The 24,951-nt window shown below is 29.3% G+C and carries 23 protein-coding genes and 2 tRNA genes; all 25 read left to right on the top strand.

Annotated features, from left to right (window positions below; genetic code table 11):
• The first annotated feature begins 44 nt into the window (after positions 1-44).
• The 25 genes from ACIJYI_RS03930 (at position 45) to rpsB (ending at position 24,951) form a co-directional block, all read left to right on the top strand.
• Positions 45-120 (top strand) — tRNA-Val (locus tag ACIJYI_RS03930).
• A gap of 13 nt (positions 121-133) precedes the next feature.
• Positions 134-210 (top strand) — tRNA-Asp (locus ACIJYI_RS03925).
• Between the two features lie 86 nt (positions 211-296).
• Entirely contained in the window at positions 297-665 is a 369-nt protein-coding gene (locus tag ACIJYI_RS03920; protein ID WP_435112935.1) for an NADH-quinone oxidoreductase subunit A, read from the top strand.
• A 1-nt stretch (position 666) separates the two neighbouring features.
• Entirely contained in the window at positions 667-1,182 is a 516-nt protein-coding gene (locus tag ACIJYI_RS03915) for a NuoB/complex I 20 kDa subunit family protein (protein ID WP_435112933.1), read from the top strand.
• A gap of 2 nt (positions 1,183-1,184) precedes the next feature.
• The gene (locus ACIJYI_RS03910) at positions 1,185-1,790 is read left to right on the top strand and encodes an NADH-quinone oxidoreductase subunit C (RefSeq protein ID WP_435112931.1); all 606 of its coding nucleotides are present in this window, start codon (positions 1,185-1,187) and stop codon (positions 1,788-1,790) included.
• Positions 1,774-2,949, top strand: coding sequence for an NADH-quinone oxidoreductase subunit D (locus ACIJYI_RS03905; RefSeq protein WP_435112929.1), 1,176 nt, complete (start codon positions 1,774-1,776; stop codon positions 2,947-2,949). Before ACIJYI_RS03910 ends, ACIJYI_RS03905 begins: the two co-directional genes overlap by 17 nt.
• Entirely contained in the window at positions 2,946-3,554 is a 609-nt protein-coding gene (gene nuoE, locus ACIJYI_RS03900; protein ID WP_435112927.1) for an NADH-quinone oxidoreductase subunit NuoE, read from the top strand. Before ACIJYI_RS03905 ends, nuoE begins: the two co-directional genes overlap by 4 nt.
• A complete protein-coding gene (gene nuoF, locus ACIJYI_RS03895; RefSeq protein ID WP_435112925.1) occupies positions 3,547-4,878 on the top strand; it encodes an NADH-quinone oxidoreductase subunit NuoF in 1,332 nt (443 codons plus the stop codon). Before nuoE ends, nuoF begins: the two co-directional genes overlap by 8 nt.
• Complete coding sequence (gene nuoG / locus ACIJYI_RS03890; RefSeq protein ID WP_435112923.1) at positions 4,871-6,910, top strand: NADH-quinone oxidoreductase subunit NuoG; 2,040 nt, start codon at positions 4,871-4,873, stop codon at positions 6,908-6,910. The genes nuoF and nuoG overlap by 8 nt, the downstream gene beginning before the upstream one ends.
• Before the next feature lies 1 nt (position 6,911).
• A complete protein-coding gene (gene nuoH, locus ACIJYI_RS03885) occupies positions 6,912-7,913 on the top strand; it encodes an NADH-quinone oxidoreductase subunit NuoH (RefSeq protein ID WP_435112921.1) in 1,002 nt (333 codons plus the stop codon).
• On the top strand, positions 7,913-8,398 hold the full coding sequence (nuoI, locus tag ACIJYI_RS03880; protein ID WP_435112919.1) for an NADH-quinone oxidoreductase subunit NuoI: 486 nt from the start codon (positions 7,913-7,915) through the stop codon (positions 8,396-8,398). The genes nuoH and nuoI overlap by 1 nt, the downstream gene beginning before the upstream one ends.
• Before the next feature lie 3 nt (positions 8,399-8,401).
• Positions 8,402-9,034 carry an NADH-quinone oxidoreductase subunit J gene (locus ACIJYI_RS03875; protein WP_435112917.1) on the top strand — a complete coding sequence of 211 codons (633 nt, stop codon included), beginning with the start codon at positions 8,402-8,404 and terminating at the stop codon, positions 9,032-9,034.
• Positions 9,027-9,338, top strand: coding sequence for an NADH-quinone oxidoreductase subunit NuoK (gene nuoK, locus ACIJYI_RS03870; protein WP_271507758.1), 312 nt, complete (start codon positions 9,027-9,029; stop codon positions 9,336-9,338). Before ACIJYI_RS03875 ends, nuoK begins: the two co-directional genes overlap by 8 nt.
• A gap of 1 nt (position 9,339) precedes the next feature.
• Positions 9,340-11,253, top strand: coding sequence for an NADH-quinone oxidoreductase subunit L (gene nuoL, locus ACIJYI_RS03865; protein ID WP_435112915.1), 1,914 nt, complete (start codon positions 9,340-9,342; stop codon positions 11,251-11,253).
• Positions 11,254-12,735 carry an NADH-quinone oxidoreductase subunit M gene (locus tag ACIJYI_RS03860; RefSeq protein WP_435112913.1) on the top strand — a complete coding sequence of 494 codons (1,482 nt, stop codon included), beginning with the start codon at positions 11,254-11,256 and terminating at the stop codon, positions 12,733-12,735.
• Between the two features lies 1 nt (position 12,736).
• Positions 12,737-14,155, top strand: coding sequence for an NADH-quinone oxidoreductase subunit NuoN (nuoN, locus tag ACIJYI_RS03855; protein WP_435112911.1), 1,419 nt, complete (start codon positions 12,737-12,739; stop codon positions 14,153-14,155).
• The gene (locus ACIJYI_RS03850; protein WP_435112909.1) at positions 14,155-14,709 is read left to right on the top strand and encodes a biotin--[acetyl-CoA-carboxylase] ligase; all 555 of its coding nucleotides are present in this window, start codon (positions 14,155-14,157) and stop codon (positions 14,707-14,709) included. Before nuoN ends, ACIJYI_RS03850 begins: the two co-directional genes overlap by 1 nt.
• Positions 14,710-15,456 (top strand): type III pantothenate kinase, encoded by a 747-nt coding sequence (locus ACIJYI_RS03845; protein WP_435112907.1) that lies wholly within the window; start codon positions 14,710-14,712, stop codon positions 15,454-15,456.
• Between the two features lie 2 nt (positions 15,457-15,458).
• A complete protein-coding gene (locus tag ACIJYI_RS03840; protein WP_435112905.1) occupies positions 15,459-17,114 on the top strand; it encodes a ribonuclease J in 1,656 nt (551 codons plus the stop codon).
• The gene (locus ACIJYI_RS03835) at positions 17,114-17,359 is read left to right on the top strand and encodes a DUF1467 family protein (protein ID WP_435112904.1); all 246 of its coding nucleotides are present in this window, start codon (positions 17,114-17,116) and stop codon (positions 17,357-17,359) included. Before ACIJYI_RS03840 ends, ACIJYI_RS03835 begins: the two co-directional genes overlap by 1 nt.
• Before the next feature lies 1 nt (position 17,360).
• Positions 17,361-18,695, top strand: a complete 1,335-nt coding sequence (gene proS, locus ACIJYI_RS03830) for a proline--tRNA ligase (RefSeq protein WP_435112902.1) — start codon at positions 17,361-17,363, stop codon at positions 18,693-18,695.
• Complete coding sequence (locus ACIJYI_RS03825; RefSeq protein ID WP_435112900.1) at positions 18,692-19,924, top strand: lipoprotein-releasing ABC transporter permease subunit; 1,233 nt, start codon at positions 18,692-18,694, stop codon at positions 19,922-19,924. The genes proS and ACIJYI_RS03825 overlap by 4 nt, the downstream gene beginning before the upstream one ends.
• Positions 19,917-20,594: an ABC transporter ATP-binding protein gene (locus ACIJYI_RS03820; RefSeq protein ID WP_435112898.1), complete on the top strand. Its 678-nt coding sequence runs from the start codon at positions 19,917-19,919 to the stop codon at positions 20,592-20,594. The genes ACIJYI_RS03825 and ACIJYI_RS03820 overlap by 8 nt, the downstream gene beginning before the upstream one ends.
• A complete protein-coding gene (gene dnaE / locus ACIJYI_RS03815; protein WP_435112896.1) occupies positions 20,587-24,003 on the top strand; it encodes a DNA polymerase III subunit alpha in 3,417 nt (1,138 codons plus the stop codon). The genes ACIJYI_RS03820 and dnaE overlap by 8 nt, the downstream gene beginning before the upstream one ends.
• A gap of 129 nt (positions 24,004-24,132) precedes the next feature.
• Positions 24,133-24,951 (top strand): 30S ribosomal protein S2, encoded by an 819-nt coding sequence (gene rpsB, locus ACIJYI_RS03810; RefSeq protein WP_435112894.1) that lies wholly within the window; start codon positions 24,133-24,135, stop codon positions 24,949-24,951.

Here is a 24,951-nt window from a genome sequence, read left to right as displayed (position 1 = left end):
ATTTACTTTATCTACCTGTTGATGTAATAAGTAGCCTTATTTTAGGGTGGTTAGCTCAGTTGGTAGAGCATCTCGTTTACACCGAGGGGGTCAAAGGTTCGAGTCCTTTACTACCCACCAAAATAACTAAAGTGGGGGTGTAGCTCAGTTGGTTAGAGCGATCGCCTGTCACGCGATAGGTCGAGGGTTCGAGTCCCTTCACTCCCGCCACTTTCTTGAATTTATTCAGTTAATATCAATTAAAATGTGACTTATCTTCCCTTCAACATCAGATAAAAACTGATATATAGATTTTCATGTTATCTGAATTTTTAAAAGATTACCTACCAATTATTCTATTCTTAATTATTGCATTAGGGCTAAGTTGTGCTTTTGTAGTAGTGAATTACTTTCTTTCACCAAAAAAACCTGATCCTGAAAAACTATCAGCTTACGAATGTGGTTTTGAGCCATTCGAAGACTCAAGAATGGAATTTGACGTAAGGTTTTATTTGGTAGCAATTCTTTTCATTATTTTTGATTTAGAAATTGCATTTTTGTTTCCTTGGGCAATTTCACTCGGCAATATTGGTTTATTAGGTTTTTGTTCAATGATGATTTTTTTATTCATACTAACCATTGGTTTTATTTATGAATGGAAAAAAGGTGCACTAGATTGGGAATAATATGAATAATAAAATAAAACAAGTTCCTGATGAATTTAAACAACTTGCTGAAGATTTTAGCAAGAATGGTTTTATAACTACTTCATTAGACAATTTAATTAATTGGTCTAGAGCTGGATCATTACACTGGATGACTTTTGGACTTGCTTGTTGTGCTGTTGAAATGATGCAAACAGCTATGCCCAGATATGATTTGGAAAGATTTGGAGCTGCACCTAGAGGCTCACCGAGACAATCTGATGTAATGATTGTGGCTGGAACTTTAACTAATAAAATGGCACCTGCACTTAGAAAAGTTTATGATCAAATGCCTGAACCTAGGTATGTAATATCAATGGGCAGCTGTGCTAATGGTGGTGGCTATTATCATTACTCATACTCAGTAGTAAGAGGTTGTGATAGAATTGTACCAGTAGACGTATATGTTCCTGGATGCCCTCCTTCAGCTGAAGCTTTACTTTATGGAATTTTACAACTCCAAAAGAAAATTAGAAACAAAGGTTCTTTTACAAGATAATTATGAAAAATTTAGAAGATTTAGAAAAAAAAATAAATTCAGGTTTAACAACTAAAATCGATAAAACTGAAATTAAACATCATCAATTATATATCGAAATAAATAAGGATGATTTGATTGATGTAGTTTTGTTTATTAAAACAAATCAAGATACTAAATTCAGACAACTAATAGATATTACAGTTGTTGATTATCCAGAAAATAACCAAAGATTTGAAATAGTATATTTATTTTTAAGTCATGAGTTTAATCAAAGAATAATTCTTAAATATTTAATTCGTGAAAATGAAATTATTCCATCTCTAACTAGTATTTTTCCTGCAGCCAATTGGATGGAAAGAGAAGTTTTTGATATGTATGGAGTATCTTTTAAAGATCATCCAGATTTAAGAAGAATATTGACTGATTATGGTTTTGATGGTCATCCATTAAGAAAAGATTTTCCTTTAACAGGTCATACAGAAGTCAGATATAGCGAAGAGCAAAAAAAAGTAATCAGTGAGTCTGTCAAATTAGAACAAAATTATAGAAACTTTGATTATGAAAGTCCTTGGGAAGGAACAAAATACATCAAAGAGGAAATTGAAAATAATGACAAAAAAAATTAAAAATCTAAATTTAAATTTTGGACCTCAACATCCTGCTGCGCATGGTGTACTTAGGCTAATTTTAGAGCTTGATGGTGAAGTAGTTGAAAAAGCAGATCCACATATTGGTTTATTACATAGGGGAACTGAAAAACTTATTGAAAACAAAACTTATATGCAAGCTGTTCCATACTTTGATAGACTGGATTATGTAGCACCCATGAACCAAGAGCACGCATTTGCACTTGCAATTGAGAAAATTCTAAAAATTGATGTTCCAATAAGAGCTCAGTATATAAGAGTTATTTTTTGTGAAATTGGAAGAATACTAAGTCATATTTTGAATATAACGACCCAGGCACTAGACGTGGGTGCCTTGACTCCTTCACTTTGGGGATTTGAAGAAAGAGAAACCCTTATGACTTTTTATGAAAGAGCATCAGGGTCAAGACTTCATGCTAATTATTTTAGAGCGGGAGGAGTTCACCAAGATCTTCCAAGTGGTTTAGAAGAAGATATCGCTAAATTTTGTGAAACATTCCCAAAAATAATTGATGAATTAGAAAGTTTACTAACTGACAATAGAATTTTTAAACAAAGAAATGTTGATATAGGAATTGTTTCTAAAGAGGATGCATTAAATTATTCTTTTTCTGGTGTTATGATTAGAGGTTCTGGTGTTCCGTGGGATTTAAGAAAATCACAACCATATGATTGTTATGATCAATTAGAATTTAAGATTCCAGTTGGCAAGAATGGTGATTGTTATGATCGTTATTTATGTAGAATAGAAGAGATGAAAGAAAGTGTTTCTATTATCAAACAATGTCTTGTAAAAATGGAAAAAGGTCCAATTAAGTCTTTAGATGGAAAAATAAGCCCTCCACCAAAAAAAGATATTAAACAATCTATGGAAGCTTTAATACATCATTTTAAATTATTTACAGAAGGTTACAGAGTACCAAAAGATGAAATTTATACTGCTGTTGAGGCTCCAAAAGGTGAGTTTGGTGTTTATCTAATTTCTGATGGATCTAGTAAACCATATAAGTGCAAGATAAGAGCTCCAGGATTTTCTCATTTACAATCTATGGATTATTTAATTAAAGGTCACATGTTAGCTGATGTTCCTGCGGTGCTAGGATCTTTAGATATAGTTTTTGGAGAGGTGGATAGATGAGTTTAAGACGACCTTCAAAAGATCAGCCTGAAAATTTTGAATTCAACTCATCTTCATTAAATGCAGCAAAAACTATTGTTGCTAAATATCCAAAGGGTAAGCAACAAAGTGCAGTCATGGCTTTACTTTATATTGCACAAAGACAAAATAATAATTGGATTCCTTTAGCAGCTATGAAGTATATTGCTGAATTTTTAGATATGCCTTACATCAAGGTATACGAAGTTGCCACTTTTTATACTATGTACAATCTATCACCTGTAGGTAAATATTTTGTTCAAGTTTGTACTACAACACCTTGTATGATTAGAGGTGCAAATAAATTAGTAGAAGCTTGTAAAGAAAAAATTTCAGAAAAAGAGTCTGAATTGTCTAATGATAAAAGCTGTTCTTGGATGGAAGTCGAGTGTTTAGGTGCATGTGTTAATGCACCAATGATGCAGATTAATGATGATTATTTTGAAGATTTGGATAAAGAAAAGACAATAGAAATTTTAGATAAAATTTTAAATGGTGAGTCTCCTAAACCAGGATCGTATAGAGGACGTATTAATAATGAGCCTGAAAATAATAGAAAAACACTTATGGATTTAAAAAATGCTTAAAGATCAGGATAGAATTTTTCAAAATTTATATAATGATAGAGGATCTGATGTTAAGTCATCTCAAAAAAGAGGAGATTGGGTTAATACAAAAGAACTAACAAATAAAGGTAGAGATTGGATAATTAATGAAATTAAAGACTCACAACTTAGAGGAAGAGGAGGCGCTGGATTTCCTACAGGGTTAAAGTGGTCTTTTGCCCCTAAAGAAGTAGGAACAAGACCTCATTATTTAGTTATAAATGGAGATGAGTCTGAACCAGGCACATGTAAAGACAGAGATATTTTAAGATTTGAACCTCATAAGTTAATTGAAGGATGTTTAATTGCTTCATACGCAGTACAAGCCCACGTCTGCTACATATATATAAGAGGGGAATATTTTATTGATGGAGAAAAACTCCAGGCCGCAATTGATGAAGCTTATGAAAAAAAACTTTTAGGAGAAAATGCTGCTGGAACAGGATGGGATTTAGATATTTATATTCATTATGGTGCTGGAGCTTATATTTGTGGAGAAGAAACTGCATTATTAGAAAGTATTGAAGGTAAAAAAGGTCAGCCAAGATTAAAACCACCTTTTCCTGCTTTAATTGGACTTTATGGGTGCCCAACAATAATAAACAACGTTGAAACAATAGCTGTTGTTCCAACAATACTTAGAAGAGGTGGGAAATGGTTTGCTTCTTTGGGTAGAGAAAAAAACACAGGTACCAAAATTTTTTGCATATCAGGAAATGTAAATAACCCATGCAATGTTGAGGAAGAAATGAATATTCCTTTAAAAGAGTTAATTGAAGTCCACGCTGGAGGAGTAATTGGTGGTTGGGATAATTTACAAGCGGTAATTCCTGGTGGTTCATCAATGCCTTTAATACCAAAAGAAAAATGTGAAACATTGACTATGGATTTTGATTCTTTAATGGCTGAAAAAAGTGGATTGGGAACGGCTGGTATAGTTGTAATTAATAAAGATCAAGACATTATTAAATGTATGGCTAGAATTGCAAGGTTCTACAAGCATGAAAGTTGTGGTCAATGTACACCATGCAGAGAAGGTTCTGGTTGGATGTGGAGAATGTTAGAACGTATGGCTAAAGGTGAAGCAACAAAAGATGAAGTTGATATGTTGGGAGATGTAACAAATCAAATAGCTGGTCATACTATTTGTGCATTTGGCGAAGGATCTTCATGGCCTGTACAAGGTTTATTAAGACATTTTAAAAAAGAAATTGAAAAAAGAAATAATTTGGATCCTATTATTCAGAAAAAAAATAATATTCCTTATTTAGTTGATCAACATTTATTGGATAAAAATAATGCTTAAACTTAAAGTAAATGACATTGATATAGAAGTTGAAGAAGGTTTAACGGTTCTTCAAGCATGTGAAAAAGCAGGTGTTGAAATTCCAAGATTTTGTTATCATGAAAAATTATCTATAGCTGGAAATTGTAGAATGTGTTTGGTTGAAATGGAAAAATCACCAAAACCAGTTGCATCCTGTGCTATGCCTGCTGCAGAGGGAATGAGTATTAAAACAAATACTAAGTTTGTTGAAAAAGCCAGAAAAGGAGTTATGGAGTTTTTATTGGCTAACCATCCATTAGATTGCCCAGTTTGTGATCAAGGGGGTGAGTGTGATTTGCAAGACCAATCTATGTTTTATGGGGTCGATAAATCAAGATTTAAAGAAAATAAGAGATCAGTACCAGAAAAAAATATGGGACCACTCATTAAAACCCAAATGACAAGGTGTATTCATTGTACTAGATGTGTAAGATTTGCAACAGAGGTAGCAGGTGTTCCTGAAATTGGCGCAATTGGTAGGGGAGAGGACATGCAAATAACTACTTATTTGGAGCAGTCAATGCAGTCAGAACTTTCAGCAAATGTAGTAGATTTGTGTCCAGTTGGTGCTTTAACATCCAAACCATACGTCTTTGAAGCAAGACCTTGGGAGCTTAAAAAAACAGAGAGCATTGATGTTATGGATGCAATTGGCTCAAATATAAGAGTTGATACTTATGATTGGGAAGTAAAAAGAATTCTTCCAATTATAAATGAAGACATTAATGAAGAATGGATTTCCGATAAAACAAGATATGCATGTGATGGATTATTACATCAAAGATTAGATACACCATTTATCAAATATAATGGAAAATTTGAAAAAGCATCCTGGGATGAGGTTTTTAAGATAATCAAATCAAAATTTGAAAACACTTCAAAAGAAAAAGTATGTGGATTTGTTGGTGATCTTACCAATATGGAAACAGGTTATATTTTTAAGGAATTCTGCGACAGAACACTAGATACAAAAAATTATGAATCTAGATCTGATAATCGATTTTTAGATATAAGCAAAAGAGAAAACTATTTATTTAATTCTACAATAAATGGAATTGAAGAATCTGATTTTATTATGTTGGTAGGAACAAACCCAAGATATGAAGCCACAATATTAAATGCAAGAATTAGAAAATCTTATTTAAACAATAATTCTAAAATTATTTCACTTAATGATCTAGGTGATCTAACTTACCCTTATGAGTGTTTAGATGGTCAAACCCAATCCCTAAAGAATATTTTTGAAGAAGATAATGAAATTTCAAATCAAATTAAAGAAGCAAAAAAACCCTTAATTATAATTGGTGAGTCATTGTTGAATTTAAATTCATCAAAATATTTGTTTAATAAGATTAAAGAATTTTTAATTGAAAATAATAAAATTACTGAGGATTGGAATTCATTAAATATATTGTCTTGCGATGCTTCAACTGTAGGTAATTTTGACCTTGGTATAGTAAATCAAGAAAAAATATTATTAAATGATTTAAAAGATCATAAATTTGATATTGTTTACTTAGTTGGTCAGGACAGTGTGGATTTTGATAAGAAGGATGAATTTGTAATTTATCAAGGAAGTCATGGAAACAAAGGAGCTGAAGTTGCTGATATAATTTTACCTGGTTCTGCTTACACTGAACAAGATGGTTATTTTACAAATTTAGAAGGCAAGATACAAAAAGCTCAAAAGGCCTCTTATCCTCCAGGTGATGCTAAAGAAGATTGGCAAATAATTAATGAATTAGCTGAATTTATGAATAATAGAAAACTATTTAATGACAAAGATGAATTAGAAAGCAGCATGTTTAATTATCTAAATTTACAAAAAGAAAAACAGGATAATTCAAATGAAAAAAATGATAAATCTACAAATACAGAATTCCAAAATGAAAATCTAAAAATTTTTATAAAAGATTATTATTTTTCAAATGTTATCGCTAAATCTTCAAAAACAATGATTGAATGCAATAATTCAAAAATTAATTTGAAATCTACAGGAACAGAAGGTTGAAATGGATTATTTAAACATCATTTTTCAAGAAGTTTATAAAATACTTTTTTTACTAGTTCCTGTTTTAGTGTCTGTAGCTATGATTGTTTGGCTTGATAGAAGAGTTTGGGCTTTTGTACAAAAAAGACAAGGTCCTAATGTAGTTGGACCATTTGGCTTACTTCAGTCACTTGCCGATGCATTAAAATATATTTTTAAGGAAATTATAATTCCTTCAAGTTCAAACAAAGTAATTTTCATTTTAGCTCCCATTGTTACTATGACACTAGCTTTAATTTCTTGGGCCGTGATACCTTTTAGTGCAACTCAAGTATTGGCAGATATCAATGTTGGAATACTTTACTTGTTTGCAGTTTCTTCTCTTGGTGTATATGGAATAATAATGGGTGGTTGGGCTTCTAATTCAAAATATCCTTTTCTTGGGGCAATTCGTTCTGCTGCACAAATGGTATCTTATGAGGTCTCTATAGGAGTAATAATTATTAATGTATTGCTTTGTGTGGGTTCTTTAAATTTAAATGATATTGTTATAGCTCAACAAGATTTATGGTTTGTAATACCACTGTTTCCTATGTTTGTTATATTTTTTATATCAGCATTAGCTGAAACAAATAGACCTCCATTTGATTTACCTGAAGCTGAGGCTGAACTAGTAGCTGGTTATCAAACTGAATATTCTGGCATGATGTATGCAATGTTTTGGTTAGGTGAATATGCTAATATTTTATTAATGTGCGCTATGGGAGCGATATTGTTTTTAGGTGGATGGTTATCACCTATTGATATTTATCCATTCACTTTAGTGCCTGGTGCAATGTGGTTGATTTTAAAAATTCTATTATTATTCATTTTATTTGCTTTAGTTAAAGCTATAGTACCAAGATACAGATACGACCAGTTAATGAGACTCGGATGGAAGGTGTTTTTACCATTATCTTTAACTTGGGTAGTGTTAACTGCTAGCTATCTATTTTATTTTAACCTTTTACCAATAAGTCAGTAATGAAATTATCAAGATTTTTAAAGACAATATTTATGACAGACTTTATTGGAGGTTTGTTAATTGCAATAAAAGAATTATTCAAATCAAAAAAAACAATTAATTACCCTTTTGAGAAAGGTAAAATAAGTCCACGTTTTAGAGGCGAACATGCTCTTAGAAGATATCCTAACGGTGAAGAAAGATGTATAGCATGTAAATTGTGTGAAGCTGTATGTCCTGCCCAAGCAATTACAATTGAGTCATCTGCACGAGATGATGGAAGTAGAAAAACTACAAGATACGATATTGATATGATGAAATGTATTTATTGTGGTTTATGTGAAGAAGCTTGTCCAGTTGATGCAATTGTACAAGGCCCAAATTTTGAATTTTCAACAGAAACAAGAGAAGAACTTTATTATACAAAAGAAAAACTTTTAGATAATGGAGATAGATGGGAGAATGTACTAGCAGCTAATATTAAAGCTGATAACCCATATAGATAATTTATGATCGCACATTCAATTTTTTTTTATACCTTTTCGATTATAGCTGTAATTTCAGCAATCATGGTTACAGTTTCTAAAAATACTGTCCATTCAGTTTTTTTTCTAATTTTAGATTTCATTAGCATATCTTGTCTTTTTATAATGATAGGTGCTGAGTTTTTAGGAATGATTATGTTAATTGTTTATGTAGGAGCTGTGGCAGTACTCTTTTTGTTTGTAGTTATGATGTTAAATGTTGCTCAACAAAAAAACCAATGGTTTGCATCACAAGAAAGCTCCAGTCATATTCCGGTAGGTTTAATTATAAGCACAATTATATTCTTTGAATTAATAATAGTTATTGGTGGCTGGAAATATAAGCCTGATTTATTTGATTTAAATAATTCAGTAAATAATTTTAGTGTGAGTAATACTCATTCTTTAGGACAAGTTTTGTATACTGATTACATTCATGTATTTCAATTAAGTGGAATGATTTTATTAGTAGCTATGATTGGAGCTATCGTCTTAACTTTTAGAAAGCGTACTGGAGTTAAAACACAAAGTTACGTAAAACAAATTTCTAGAGAAAGATTTGAAGGTGTCCAAGTTTTAGATGTTGAAACCAATAAAGGAGTTAAAATTGATGACTGAAATCGGTTTGGGGCATTATTTAACTTTAGGAGCTGTTATTTTTTCAATTGGCATAATTGGAATTTTTCTCAATAGAAAAAATATTATTGTAATATTAATGAGTATAGAGCTAATATTACTTGCAGTTAATATTAACCTAGTTGCATTTTCAATTTTCTTAGGTGACCTCACTGGACAAGTTTTCACGCTTTTTATTTTAACTGTTGCAGCTGCAGAAGCAGCTATTGGATTGGCAATTATAGTAGTTTATTATCGAAACTCAGGAACTATTCGTGTTGAAGAAATAGATAAGTTGAAAGGATAATATGGAAATTTCAATTTTAATTCTTCCACTTATTGCTTCGATTATTTCAGGTTTTTTTGGAAAATATATTGGTGACCGAAATTCAGAAATTGTAACAAGTGCTCTAGTTTCAATCTCTGCGCTTTTATCGATTAATGTTCTTTATCAAGTAATTGTTAATCAATATGGGGATAATATTATATTAGCAACTTGGATAAATTCTGGATCTTTAGATGTTAATTGGTCCATGCTAATTGATCCATTGTCAGCTGTCATGTTGGTTGTTGTTACATCAGTTTCATCATTGGTTCATATTTATTCAATTGGATACATGTCACATGATCCTCATAAACCAAGATTTATGGCCTATTTGTCGTTATTTACATTTGCAATGTTAATGCTAGTTACATCAGATAATTTTATTCAACTATTTTTTGGGTGGGAAGGTGTTGGACTTTGTTCATATTTCTTAATTGGGTTCTGGTTTAAAAAAGAAAGTGCAAATGCTGCAGCAATTAAAGCTTTTGTTGTAAATAGAGTAGGCGACTTTGGTTTTGCATTAGGAATATTTTTAATTTTCTATCTATTTGGCACTGTCAATTATTCAGAAGTGTTTCAACAAATACCAACAGTTATTGATAAAAATTTATCCTTTTTAGGTTTTGAAGTTAAAGCTATAGATTTAATTTGTTTGCTATTATTTATTGGCGCTATGGGTAAATCAGCCCAAATTTTATTGCACACATGGTTACCTGATGCAATGGAAGGACCAACCCCTGTATCTGCATTAATTCATGCAGCTACCATGGTAACAGCTGGAGTATTTTTGGTTGTTAGATGTTCGCCAATTTACGAATATTCTCCATTAATATTAAATTTAATAACAATTGTTGGAATGACAACTGCATTTTTTGCAGCAACAGTTGCGTTAGTTCAAACTGATATCAAAAAAATTATAGCATACTCAACTTGTAGTCAGCTTGGTTATATGTTTTTTGCTGCTGGCGTAGGTGCTTATAATGTTGCAATGTTTCATCTATTTACACACGCTTTTTTCAAAGCTTTATTGTTTTTAGGCTCAGGCTCTGTAATTCATGCATTTAAGGACGAACAAGATATTAATAATATGGGAGGTGTGTGGAAAAAATTACCTTACACTTATGTGTTAATGATTATAGGAACACTTGCTCTTACAGGGTTTCCATTTTTGTCAGGTTTTTATTCTAAAGATGCAATTATTGAATTTGCTTATTTAAAAGGTAACACTACAGGATATTACGCAGCTGGAATTGGAATTTTTACTGCTTTTTTAACTTCAATTTATTCTTGGAGACTAATTTTTAAAACTTTTCATGGAAAATATAATAATAAAGATGTCAAAATTGAAGAAACACACGAGTCTCCATTAGTGATGTTGATTCCTTTAGTTATTTTGTCTATTGGAGCTATTTTTGCAGGATTTTTATTTAAAGACTTATTTATTGGTCATGGTGGTGAAAATTATTTTTGGTCAGAATCCATTAAATTCTTGGAACCATTGAGTACTGAGCACCCACCTACATGGTTTTTGCTTTTAACACCATTTCTAGTACTATCATCTATACCAATTGCTTATTATCTATTTGTAAAAAACAAAGGAATACCTGATCAAATAGCCAATATTAATAAGCCTTTATATAATTTTCTAATAAATAAATGGTACTTTGACGAACTTTATGAAGTTGTTTTTATTAATCCATCTAAAAAACTAGGTCTGTTTTTATGGAAATTTTGTGATGGTAAAATAATAGATAAATTTGGTCCTGATGGAATTTCATCACTGATTAAAAAATGTTCCATTAAAGCAAGTAAATTTCAAAGTGGTTTTATTTATCAATATGCTTTTATTATGCTTTTAGGTTTTTCAGCATTATTAACCTTCTTAATTATTAAATAAATGAATTTTCCTATTCTTTCTTCATTAATATTATTGCCAACAGTTGGAGCTTTATTTTTATTTTTTACTAAAGACAAAGAGGGAAATAATTTAACAGCTAAATATGTATCTTTATTTACTTCTATTGTAAATTTTTTGATTTCAATTTATTTATGGGTTTCATTCGATCAATCAACTTCTAGTTTTCAATTTGTAGAAGATAGAACTTGGATTGAAGGTTTTGTAAATTATAAAGTTGGTATAGATGGAATTTCAATTTTATTTATTATCTTAACTACTTTTATAACTCCGCTATGTATTATTTCGGTTAATAATACAGTCAAAATAAGATTAAGAGATTTTTTAATAGCAATATTAATTATGGAAAGCTTTATGATAGGAGTTTTTTGTGCTCTTGATTTAGTTGTTTTTTATTTATTTTTTGAAGCAGGTTTAATACCAATGTTTTTAATTATTGGTATTTGGGGCGGTCCTAAGAGAGTTTATTCAGCTTTTAAATTCTTTTTATATACATTGCTTGGCTCTGTTTTAATGTTAGTTGCTATAATTTCAATCTATTGGATATCTGGAACAACAGATGTAATTAAACTCTATGAACTAGGTATAGATGCAAAGTATCAAAATTTAATGTGGCTAGCTTTTTTTAGCTCTTTTGCTGTAAAGACTCCGATGTGGCCAGTTCATACTTGGCTTCCTGATGCTCACGTAGAAGCACCTACAGCAGGATCAGTGCTACTTGCAGCTATACTACTTAAAATGGCAGGTTATGGTTTTATAAGATTTTCATTAGGTTTATTTCCAGATGCTTCAGAAATATTTACACCTTTAATCTACACACTGAGTGTGATCGCGATTGTTTTCACATCACTAATAGCTTTAATGCAAGAGGATATGAAAAAATTAATAGCTTACTCTTCAGTTGCTCATATGGGTTTTGTAACACTAGGTATTTTTACTATCCAACAGCAAGGTATCGAAGGAAGTATTATTCAAATGATTAGCCATGGATTAGTTTCTGCTGCGTTGTTTTTATGTGTTGGTGTGGTTTATGATCGAATGCACTCAAGATTGATCAGTTCGTATGGTGGTATAGTTTCAATAATTCCAAAATATTCAATTTTATTTATGCTATTTACTTTAGCAGCCCTTGGCTTACCAGGAACGAGTGGTTTTGTTGGTGAATTTTTGATTTTAATGGGTGTATTCAAGGATAATTTTTTAGTAGCAGTAATAGCTAGTTTAGGGGTAATTTTAGGTGCAGCTTACATGTTGTGGTTATACAAAAGAGTTGTTTTTGGTAAATTAATTAATACTGACTTAAAAACGATGGTTGATCTTAATAAGTCTGAGTATTTTATATTAACATGTCTAGCAGTACCCACTTTATTTTTTGGTTTTTATCCAGATCCATTAATTAATACAATCGAGGTTTCTGTTACTGATTTAATAAATATGTACAATACAAATTTAACTAATAAATAATATGGAAAATCTTAATTTAATATTACCAGAAATCTTTATCTCACTTTCAATTATGTTTTTATTAATTTTAGGTGTTTTTATAAAAGATGGATCAAAATTAATTTTTAATATTTCTTTATTGGTTCTTCTAATTACTGCAATAATTACAATTAATGAAACTTTTTCTATTAATCGTATGACTTTATTTAACGATAGTGTTGTCATTGATTATATGTCTTCGTTTATGAAAATTATTACTCTACTCGGTGCTTTTTTAGTTTTAATAATTTCATCAAGCTATCTTAAAATATTTAAAATATTTAAGATTGAGTATCCTATTTTGATTTTGAGCTCAGTTTTAGGCATGATGGTTATGATTAGCTCAAATGATTTAATGGTGTTTTACATGGGTCTTGAATTACAATCTTTAGCTTTATATGTTTTAGCGACCTTTAACAGAGATCAATTAAAGTCATCAGAGGCCGGGTTAAAATATTTTGTGCTTAGCGCACTATCATCAGGTTTACTTTTGTATGGTTGTTCATTAGTTTATGGTTTTTCAGGCTCAACCAATTTTGATACAATTGCAAATCAATTAAATTCAAATGAATATGTTTTAACATTTGGAATTGTTTTTATTCTTGTTGGTTTAGCATTTAAAATTTCTGCTGTTCCATTTCATATGTGGGCACCAGATGTTTATGAAGGTTCACCAACATCTGTCACTTTATTTTTTACAATGGTACCAAAAATTGCAGCACTCACAGTTTTTATAAGATTTTTATATGTACCATTTTTAAATTTAATTGATCAATGGCAAATGATTATAGTTTTCTTATCAATAGCCTCTATGCTTTTTGGTGCTATTGCTGCTATTGGCCAAACTAATATAAAAAGACTAATTGCTTACAGTTCCATTGGTCATATTGGATATACATTAGCTGGATTGGCTACAGGCTCTAATGAGGGAATCCAAAGTTCAATTATTTACATATCTATCTATATAATCATGAACCTAGCTCTCTTTTCATGTTTGTTAATGTTAAAGAGAAATAATCAATATTATGAAGAAATAGGTGATCTATCTGGTTTATCTAAAAATCATCCATTATTGTCATTATCTTTATTGATTATTTTGTTTTCATTAGCCGGTATTCCACCATTAGCAGGATTCTTTGCAAAATTTTATATTTTTAAAGCTGTTTTAGAACAATCAATGTATTTCTTGGCAATAGTAGGATTATTATCAACAGTTGTTGCTGCTTTCTATTATTTGAGAATTATAAAGATTATTTATTTTGATACAGAAAAAGAAAAATATGACCAAGATCATAATATGTGGTTAAAGTTTTCTCTTGCATTTTCAACAATATTAATTCTTTTTTACTTCATCTTCCCAAGTCAATTGATAGATGTAGTTTCAAGAATTAATATTATTTAATGAAATTTAAAAGATTTAAATTTAAAAAAGTTAAAAGTACAAATAATACTGCAATTAGAATTATAAAAAATTATAATTTTAAAAATGGTATGGTGATATCAGAATCTCAAACAAATGGTAAAGGTCAGTATGGAAAAAAATGGATATCTCATAAAGGTAATCTATTCATAAGTTTTTTTCATGAGTTAAAAAATATTAACATGTCATTATCAGCTTTAACTAAAATAAACTGTTTATTAGTTAAAAAAGCACTTGAGAAATATTATAAAAAAAAGATTACTTTTAAAAAACCAAATGATTTATTGATTAATAAAAATAAGATAAGCGGAATTCTTCAAGAGGTAATTTCAAAATCAGATAACAAATATTTAATTGTTGGTATTGGGATAAATTTGATTAAAAGTCCAAAAATTATAAATTACCCAACAACAAATTTATTTAACATACTTGATAAACGTATAAATAAAAAAGTTATTGAAAATGAACTAAAAGTACTTTTTGAAAAAAATTTGTCTAAATTGTATAAAATTAATAGTAAATTAAATAAAATATAAATGTATATACTTGGTGATATAGGTAATTCAGAAACAAAAATTTTTATTGTTTCATCAAACTATAAAATTATTAAGAAAGTAAATTTTACATCTAAAGATATTAACCTTTTCAAACTAAATAAATTTTTTGATAAATTAAAATTGGACTATAAAAAAATTAAAAAAATTCTTTTTTGTAGTGTTGTGCCTAAATCTTTTGAATTAATTAAAAAATATTTATTAAAAAAAACTCGAATAAAATGTTATGAGGTTAAAAATTTGAATTTAAGATCTTTGATAAAGGTCAAGGTTAATTATAAACAAGTCGGTTCTGATAGAATTACAAATGCTATAAGTTTATTGGATAAAAAAAATAATTTTATTATTTTAGATTTTGGTACTGCAACTACTTTTGATGTTTTAATTAAAGACTCCTATGCAGGAGGAGTTATTGCTCCAGGTGTAAGATTGTCATTAGATACTCTGTCTGATAAAGCTACTTTGATACCTAGAATTGATCTAAAAAAGATCAAAAATATAGTGGGAAAAGACACAACTAGTGCTGTTAGATCTGGATTTTTTTGGGGTTACGCAGGATTAATTGACAATATTGTTAATTTAATTAAGAAAGATACTGGAAAAACTTTTAAAGTAATTATTACTGGTGGTTTTTCTAATTTATTTAAAAACTCAATTAATACGAAAGTAACTCACAACAAAGATATCACAATTAACGGTTTAATTAAGATTTCTAAGCTGATCAATTAAAAATGAAAGACGAATTATTATTTTGTCCACTTGGTGGATCTGGAGAGATAGGCATGAACATGAATTTGTTTGCTTATGGAAAACCAGGTGAACATAAATGGATTATGGTTGATATTGGCGTGACATTTGCTGATGACACATTGCCAGGTATTGATTTAATTTATCCTGACCCTGGTTTTATTGTAGATAAAAAAGATGATCTTTTAGGTATAGTACTTACACATGCACATGAAGATCATATTGGAGCTATAGCTCATCTTTGGCCACAGCTTAAATGTAAAATTTTTGCAACACCATTTACATCCGTTTTAATAAAAGAAAAATTTAAGGAAAAACATATCGATATAACAAGTTATTTAAATGTAGTTCAATTGAATGGAATTGTTGATTTAAATCCATTTAAAATTGAATATATAACTTTAACACATTCAATTCTTGAACCTAATGGTCTAAGAATAGAAACCCCTGCAGGAGCAATTTTGCATACAGGTGATTGGAAAATAGATCCAGAGCCTTTAATTGGCGACAAGATTAATTCAAATCGTCTTAAGGAAATTGGTAACGAAGGTGTATTGGCTATGATTTGCGACTCTACAAATGTGTTTAGTATGGGTAAAGCTGGTTCAGAACTAGATGTGAGAAAAAGTATGCTTAATATCATGAGTAGTCTCAAGAAAAGGATTATTATTGCATCTTTTGCCTCAAATGTTGCAAGATTGGAAACAGCATTTTATTGTGCTGAAAAAACTGGGCGTCAAATATCTTTAGTTGGCAGATCAATGCACAGAATATTTAAAGCAGCTAGACAATGTGGATATTTAAAAGATGTAATAGAACCAATTGATCCCCGTGAAGCCAAAAATATTTCAAGAGACAAAATTGTTTATCTATGTACTGGAAGTCAAGGCGAACCGATGGCAGCTTTAATGAGAATTGCAAAATACACACATCCAGATGTTTTTATTGAAAAAGATGATACAGTAATATTTTCATCAAAAATAATTCCAGGTAATGAAAAAAAATTATATAACTTACAAAACCAATTAGTAAAAGATGGTATAGAAGTTATTTCTGAGGAAAATGAATTCGTTCATGTTTCGGGACACCCTAATAGAGAAGATTTAAAAGAGATGTACGAGTGGATAAAACCTCAATGCTCTATTCCGGTCCATGGTGAACACCGTCATATGATAGAGCATATTAAGTTTGCAAAAGAAATGAATGTTCCAAACCCTGTTCAAGTAGAAAATGGAGATATTGTTAAACTATATCCAGGTAAACCACATGTTTATGACAAAGCACCAAGTGGCAGGCTTTATTTAGATGGAAATGTTAGCGTTGCAGAAGACGCTCAATCAATCAAAGATAGAAAAAACTTAAGTGCCAACGGATATATCGAGGCAACTATTTTAATTGCAAAAAATGGCAGCATGCATCAAAGACCTTGGCTGACTTTTAGAGGTATACCTGTTGATGACACAGAAGAATTTGTTTATGGTTTAGAAGATGAAATTGAGGAAATCTCTAGAACATTTAAACTTGGTAGTAAAAAACAAGAACATAATTTAATAGACGCTCTTAAGATTGCTTGTAGAAAATTTTCAAAAGAAAAAACTGGAAAAAAACCTTTCACAAACATTAATCTTATAAAAATTTAATGAGTGTCACTGGTTTAGCTATAATTTATATAATTATCTGGTGGGTTGTTTTTTTTGCAATATTACCAATAGATGTTAATAGAGCTAAAATAATAAAGGTTGAGGGTGAAGATCCTGGCTCTCCTGAAAATCCAAAAATGTTTAAAAAATTCCTATATTGTACTGGTATTACTAGTGTTATCTTTAGTATAATTTATTTATTAATTAAATTTGAATATTTAAATTTAAGAAATATTATCAATTAAGATGTATTTATCTAAATCTTTCATACCAATTTTAAAAAACAATCCCTCAGAAGCTAAAATTAAATCTCATCAATTAATGTTGAGAGTTGGAATGATAAAACAAGCTTCAGCAGGTATTTATTCTTGGCTACCTCTTGGTTTTAAAGTAATGAAAAAAATTGAAGCCATTGTTCGAGAAGAACAGAATAAAATTGGTGCGCAAGAAATTTTAATGCCAACAATTCAATCAAGTGAAATTTGGAAAGAAAGTGGCCGTTATGATGATTATGGGGAAGAGATGCTTAGAATTAAGGATCGTCAAAATAGAGAAATGCTTTATGGCCCAACCAATGAAGAGCAAGTAACTGAAATTTTTAGATCATCATTAAAATCCTACAAATCATTACCTCAACTTCTGTATCATATTCAATGGAAATTTAGAGATGAGATAAGACCAAGATTTGGAATTATGAGAGGTAGAGAGTTTTATATGAAAGATGCATACTCATTTGATGTAACAGATGATGATGCTTTCTACTCTTACAATAAATTTTTTCTATCATACTTGAGAACTTTTAATAGACTGTCTTTAACAGCAATTCCAATGGCAGCTGACACAGGGCCAATTGGTGGAAATTTATCTCATGAATTTATAATTCTTGCAGAAACAGGAGAAAGTAAAATTTTTACTGATAAAAGAATTTTTGATTTAAATAGTGATGGCACAAAATTAGAAAAATCATCATTAGAAAATATGAGAAAAAAATATGAAAAATTTTATTCTGTAACAGATGAAAAATTTAATAAAGATGAATTTGAAAAAATGGTATCTGAAGAAAACAGATTAATCACTAAAGGAATTGAGGTTGGTCATATCTTTTATTTTGGAGACAAGTATTCAAAAGCAATGAATGCCGCTGTTGACTTACCTGGTGGAAAAAAAGACTTTGTAAAAATGGGCTCATATGGAATTGGTGTGTCTAGATTAGTAGGAGCTATTATTGAAGCTAAATATGATGATAAAAATGAAATTATGAAATGGCCATTGTCTGTTGCTCCATATGATATCGCGCTTATTCCTATGATAAATAAAAATGATATATCAGCACTCGAAAAAGCAGATAATATTTATACTGAATTAAATAAACATAATATTGATGCTATAATTGATGATACAGATGAAAATTATTCGTCTAAAATTAAAAAAATGAATTTAATTGGAGCACCTTTTCAAATTGTTATTGGTAAAAAATCAGAAGGAGATCTTCTTGAATTTAATGAGGTTGGTGGAGAAACTCAAAATTTACCTTTAGATAAGATTATAGAAATTATAAAAAAACAAAAAACTTCAAATTGATTTCAATATTAGAAAAAGAAATTACGTTTAGATTTTTAAAAGCTAGAAAAAAAGATGGCTTTTTAAATGTTATTTCAATATTTTCGTTTATTGGAATTAGTCTCGGGGTTGCAGTTTTAATTGTAGTCATGTCTGTAATGAATGGTTTTAGGACAGAATTAATCAATAAAATAGTAGGATTTAATGCACATATTACAGTTAAACCTTATGATAAAATTATTGATCAAAACAAGCTTAATAATAATAATTTAAAACTAATTTCAAATAATATTATTTATAGTAATTCTGGTGAGGCAATCATATTTAAGAAAGACACTTCAAAAGGAATAGTTTTAAGAGGTTATAAAAGTAATGAATTTTCAATGTTACAAATTATTAACAATAAAGAATTCAAAGGAAATAAATCTAATTTACAAAAAAATTCATTATCAATAGGTAATGAATTGAGCTTTTCTTTAGGACTTAAAATTGGAGACGAAATATCGTTAATGTCTCCATCTGGCGTTGAAACCATAATTGGCAGTATGCCAAAACAAAAAACATTTATTATAACTTCAATTTTTAATAGTGGTCTAGCAGATTTTGATAACAATATAGCATTCATTAATCTTAATACTTTAGAAGAGTTTTTTGGATATGAAACTAAGGATAGAAATTTAGAAATATATTTAAAAAATCCTAGTTCTATTGAGTTACAAAAGAACTTGGTTCAAAAAATTTTTGATGAAGAGTTTGTTTACAGTTGGGCTGATATGAATAGCTCATTATTTTCAGCTTTAAAAGTTGAGCGTAATGTAATGTTTATAATTCTATCACTAATTATTATTGTGGCAGCTTTTAATATTATTTCTGGATTAACAATTTTAGTTAAAAATAAAACTAGAGATATCGCAATTCTAAAATCAATCGGTGTTTTAAATAAATCAATTGTAAAAATATTTTTTTTGATTGGAGTAATAATTGGCACTTCAGCAACTATTTTTGGAATCATTTTAGGAGTAACTTTTTCAATTTATGTAGAAAATTTTAGACAATTTTTAAGTTCAGCATTTAATATAAGTTTATTTCCTGAAGAGATATATTTTTTAAGTAAAATGCCATCTGAAATAAATCCATCTTCAATATTATTGATCGCTATTTGTTCAATTTTTATAACAATAATTGTTTCAATTTTTCCTGCATTTAAAGCTGCAAAATTAGACCCTATAAAATCACTTAAATATGAATAATTTTTTAGAATTAAAGAATATACACAAAACTTTTAAAACTGAAAAGACAGTTAAAGTTTTAAAAGGCTTGTCTCAAAAGTTTAAAAAAGGAAAAATTTATTCACTTATGGGTCCTTCAGGTTCTGGTAAATCAACGTTGCTAAATATAATTTCTTTAATTGACAAGCCATCATCTGGATCCATGAAGTTTGATAAATTTCAAATAGATTTTAATAACAATGGAAAAAATGATATTTTTAGAGCTGCAAAAATTGGAATTATTTATCAACAAAACAATCTTCTTGCTGATTTTACAGCTTTAGAAAATATATATTTAGCAAGTTTGTCATTGCATAATGACAAAAAATTAGCAATTTCAAAAGCTAAACAATTATTGAAACTAGTCAAATTATCAAATAGATCAGATCATTATCCATCTCAATTATCTGGGGGTGAGTGCCAGAGAATTGCAATTGCTAGAGCAATTATTAATGATCCAGAAGTAATTCTTGCTGATGAACCTACCGGTAGCTTAGATATGAATACTGCCAAAGATGTTTTTAAACTGTTAAGTAGTCAAAAAAAATCTAACAAACTCATAATATTTGCAACTCATAATAGATTCTTTGCAAAAAAAGCAGATTATTTATTGGAGATGACCAATGGTAGTGTAAAAACTACTAATGTCTGAATCCACAACGCAAAATTACAATCATTTAAAAATTCACTCACAATATTCTATTTGTGAAGGTGCTATTAAAATTGATGATTTAAAAGAATTTTCAAAAACAAATAAAATTCAATCCCTAGGACTTTCAGATACTACCAACTTGTGTGGAGCTCTTGAGTTTGCGGAAAAAATTTCAAAAGTAGGCACTCAACCAATTATTGGAACTCAGATAAATTTTAAATTTAATGATACTATAGGATTATTACCTTTATTTGCTTTAGACGAAGAGGGTTATAAAAGAATAATTAAATTATCATCATTTTCATTTCTTAATAATGATGAGCTCTCGGAACCTCATTTAGATTTTAATGAATTGTTGGAACACACCCATGGTGTAGCAGTTTTGTCAGGAACTATTTTCGGATTATTTGGTCAATTATTTGATAAAGGTAAATTTACTGAAATAAAAGATCTATATAATAAACTCAAAGAAAAATTTGGTGATCGATTTTACCTGGAGATACAACGTCATAATGATCAAAATGAATTAAGTTTTGAAAAATTTAATTTAAATAAATCTTTAGAACTTTCAATTCCTCTTATTGCAACGAACGAAGTATTTTATCTTAATAAAGATATGCACGAAGCACATGATGCTCTAATTTGTATTGGGAGAAAAACGTACATCAACGACAAAACTCGAAAACGATATAGTGATCAACATTATTTAAAATCTAATTTAGAAATGGCAGAATTGTTTTCAGATTTGCCTGAAGCTTTAGAAAATAATTATAATTTTCCATTAAGGTGCAATTTTAGACCATCGTTTTCTAACCCAATTCTACCAAATATTAGTTCAGAAAAAGGTGGTAATGCAGATGATATTTTAAAAAAAGATTCATTGCATGGCTTAAAAGATAAATTTCATAAAGTTTTTGGAATAAAAAATAATGAAATAGAAAGTAACAATATTTTTTTAAAATATAAAGATAGGTTAGATCATGAGCTTTCTATTATTATTGAAATGAAATATGCTAGTTATTTTCTTATAGTTTCTGATTATATTAAATGGGCTAAAAATAATGACATCCCAGTTGGTCCCGGTAGGGGATCTGGTGCTGGATCTTTAGTTGCATGGTGTTTATCTATCACTGATGTTGATCCAATTAAATTTAATTTAATTTTTGAAAGATTTTTAAACCCAGATCGTATTTCAATGCCAGACTTTGATATAGATTTTTGTGAGGAAAAAAGAGATCTAGTTTTTGAATACTTAACTAAAAAATATAAAGATAGTGTTGCCCACATAATTACCTTTGGTAAATTAAAAGCAAGAATGGTTATCAGAGATGTAGGTAGAGTTTTAGGTTTACCTTATGGTTTCGTTGACAGCATTTCAAAAATGATACCTTTTGATCCTTCTAGACCACAAAGTTTATCACAATGCATTGCTGGTGAACCAAGATTACAAAAACTTGTAAACGAAGACTCTAGAGTTAAAAAATTAACAGATCTCTCTTTAAAACTTGAGGGTTTAAATCGCAATGTTGCAACACATGCAGCAGGTGTAGTTATAGCAGATAAGAAACTTACTGAGGTTGTTCCTCTTTATAAAGATGTTTCAGCTGACTTATTATTACCATCCACACAATTTGATATGTACTCTGCAGAAAATGCTGGTTTGGTCAAATTTGATTTTTTAGGATTAAAAACGCTTACAGTGATCAACAACACTCAAAAATTAGTTAAAAAAATTCATAAAGATTTTAATATAGAAAATATTAGTTACGAGGATCAAAAAGTTTTTGAATTATTATCAAGTGGTAATACTGTTGGATTATTTCAGGTAGAGAGTGCAGGAATGAGAGAGGCTTTAGTTCAAATGAAGCCAAACCATATTGAGGATATTATTGCTCTAGTTGCTCTTTATAGACCTGGCCCTATGAGCAATATTCCAACTTACAATGATTGTAAACATGGCAGACAAAAGCCAGATTATCTTCATCCATTATTAGAAGATATATTAAAGCCAACATATGGAGTTATTATTTATCAAGAACAGGTTATGCAAATAGCACAAAAATTATCTGGCTTTACTGCTGGTCAAGCAGACCTTCTAAGAAGAGCTATGGGTAAAAAGAAAAGAGCTGAATTAGAAAAACAAAAACAAGTTTTTATAGCTGGTGCTTTAAAAAATGGAATTGCTAAAGATGTTGCGGCAGGTATTTTTTTAAAGATAGAACCTTTTGCTGAATATGGTTTTAATAAAAGCCATGCCGCAGCTTATGCAATTATTTCTTATCAAACTGCATTTTTAAAAACTTATTATCCCAAAGAATTTATAGCAGCTTCTATGACGATGGATATCTCAAATCAAAATAAATTAAGTGAATTTTATGAAGAGTTAAAAAGATTAAATGTTGAAGTCATTAGACCTGATATTAATGAATGTTTTGCTGATTTTAGAACAATTGATGATAAATTTTATTATGCTTTAGGAGGCATTAAAGCAGTTGGCTTTGAGGCAATTTCTAATGTTGTAGAAGAGAGAACTAAAAATGGTAACTTTCAATCTATAAATGATTTTTTAAATAGAGTAAATCCAAAAGACATGAATAAATTACAACTAGAAGGTCTAGTTAAATCAGGTGCATTTGATAAAATAAATATGAACAGACAATCACTTTTTAATTCAATTCCAAATTTTATTTTAAAAACTAAAAATATTTTTGATAATAAAAATGCAAATCAGATTGATTTATTTTCTGAAGACGAAACAGCACAAAATGATATTATAAATGACATTGAGGATTGGAATTTTGAAGAACGTTTATCTAAAGAATTTGAATCAGTTGGTTTTTTTATTTCAGATCATCCTTTAAATCAATTTACATCAATTTTTGATGATTATAAGATTTTAGATTTCTCAAATTTTAATAAAAATGATGAAACCAAGGATACAAACATTGCTGCAACACTTTTAAAAGTGCAAGAAAGAAAAACTGCAAAGGGTAATTCTTATGCAGTTCTAAAATTAACTGATCTAACTAGTGTTTTTGAACTTTTTATATTTTCAGATATTTTGGAATTAAATCGAGAGATTTTAAAAGAAGGTAATTCGCTTATTTTAACACTCGCTAAAAGTATTTCTAATGATGAGAATAGATTTAAAAGAGTCAATGTGCAAAAAATTGGATCTTTAAAAGCTTTATTCAATAGCCCAATTAATGAAGTGTCTTTTAACATTAAAACTGAGGAAGATATTAATGAAATCTCAAAAATGTTAAATGAAGATGGTAAAACTGCAGTTAATATTAGTCTAACTGCTGAAGGCAAAATTCTTAAATTTAAATTAAAAAATTTAAGAGATTTAGATCGAAAATCACTTAATCTTTTAAGAAAAAGAGAGATTTCAAGCACTATAAGTTAAATAAACCCTTGTTATATTGATAAAATCTAGTACATAAACGAGTAATTAAATTAACACGCACACAGTTGTTGGTTTTATACCTCCGGTCCTTAATTGGAAATTACTGTGGTGGCTTAACCGGGAATAAATATGAAAATACCTAACGTAACAATACAACAATTATTAGAAGCAGGCGTTCATCTTGGACACAAAACTTTAAGATGGAATCCAAAAATGAAAAAATACATTTTTGGTAAAAGAGACTCTATTCACATTATTGATCTTACTCAAACTCTTGAGTTAACAAAAATTGCTCTAGAACAAGTTTATAATACTATAGCTAATAATGGCAAAATTTTATTTGTATCAACAAAGAAACAGGCATCAGAAGCAATTGCTGAAGTTGCCAAAGAAACGGATCAATATTTTGTCAATTATAGATGGCTTGGTGGAATGCTCACAAACTGGGGAACAATTTCTGGTTCAATCAAGAAAATGAAAAAATATGAATCTGATCTTGTAGCTGAAAACAGAGGTTTTACTAAAAAAGAACTTTTAAAGATGAGTGTTAAAAAAGATAAACTTGAAAGATCTTTAGGAGGTATAGCTGAAATGAAAAAAACTCCTGATTTAGTTTTTATTATTGATACTAATTACGAGTCTTTAGCCATAGCTGAGTCTGTAAAGTTAGGAATACCTATTATAGCAATATTAGATACAAATTCAAATCCTGACAACATAGATTATCCTATTCCAGGTAATGACGACGCAAGAAGATCAATAGACCTTTATTGTAGTTTAATTAAAGAGACAATCAACAATGCTAAAAGCTCTATACCTGTACCTGAACTAAAAAAAGAATCTTTAAATGAAAATAAAGATAAAACACTAGGCAAAACTGCTCAAGAATTAGATAGAGAGAAGCTAGATCAAAAATTTTCTACAAAAAAAAAGGAGTCATTAAACTAA

It is taken from the genome of Candidatus Pelagibacter bacterium nBUS_36, assembly GCF_051201215.1.
Classification (GTDB): domain Bacteria; phylum Pseudomonadota; class Alphaproteobacteria; order Pelagibacterales; family Pelagibacteraceae; genus Pelagibacter.
The sequence above is the reverse complement of the archived record's forward strand: the minus strand, read 5'-3'. Positions and strand labels throughout refer to the sequence as shown.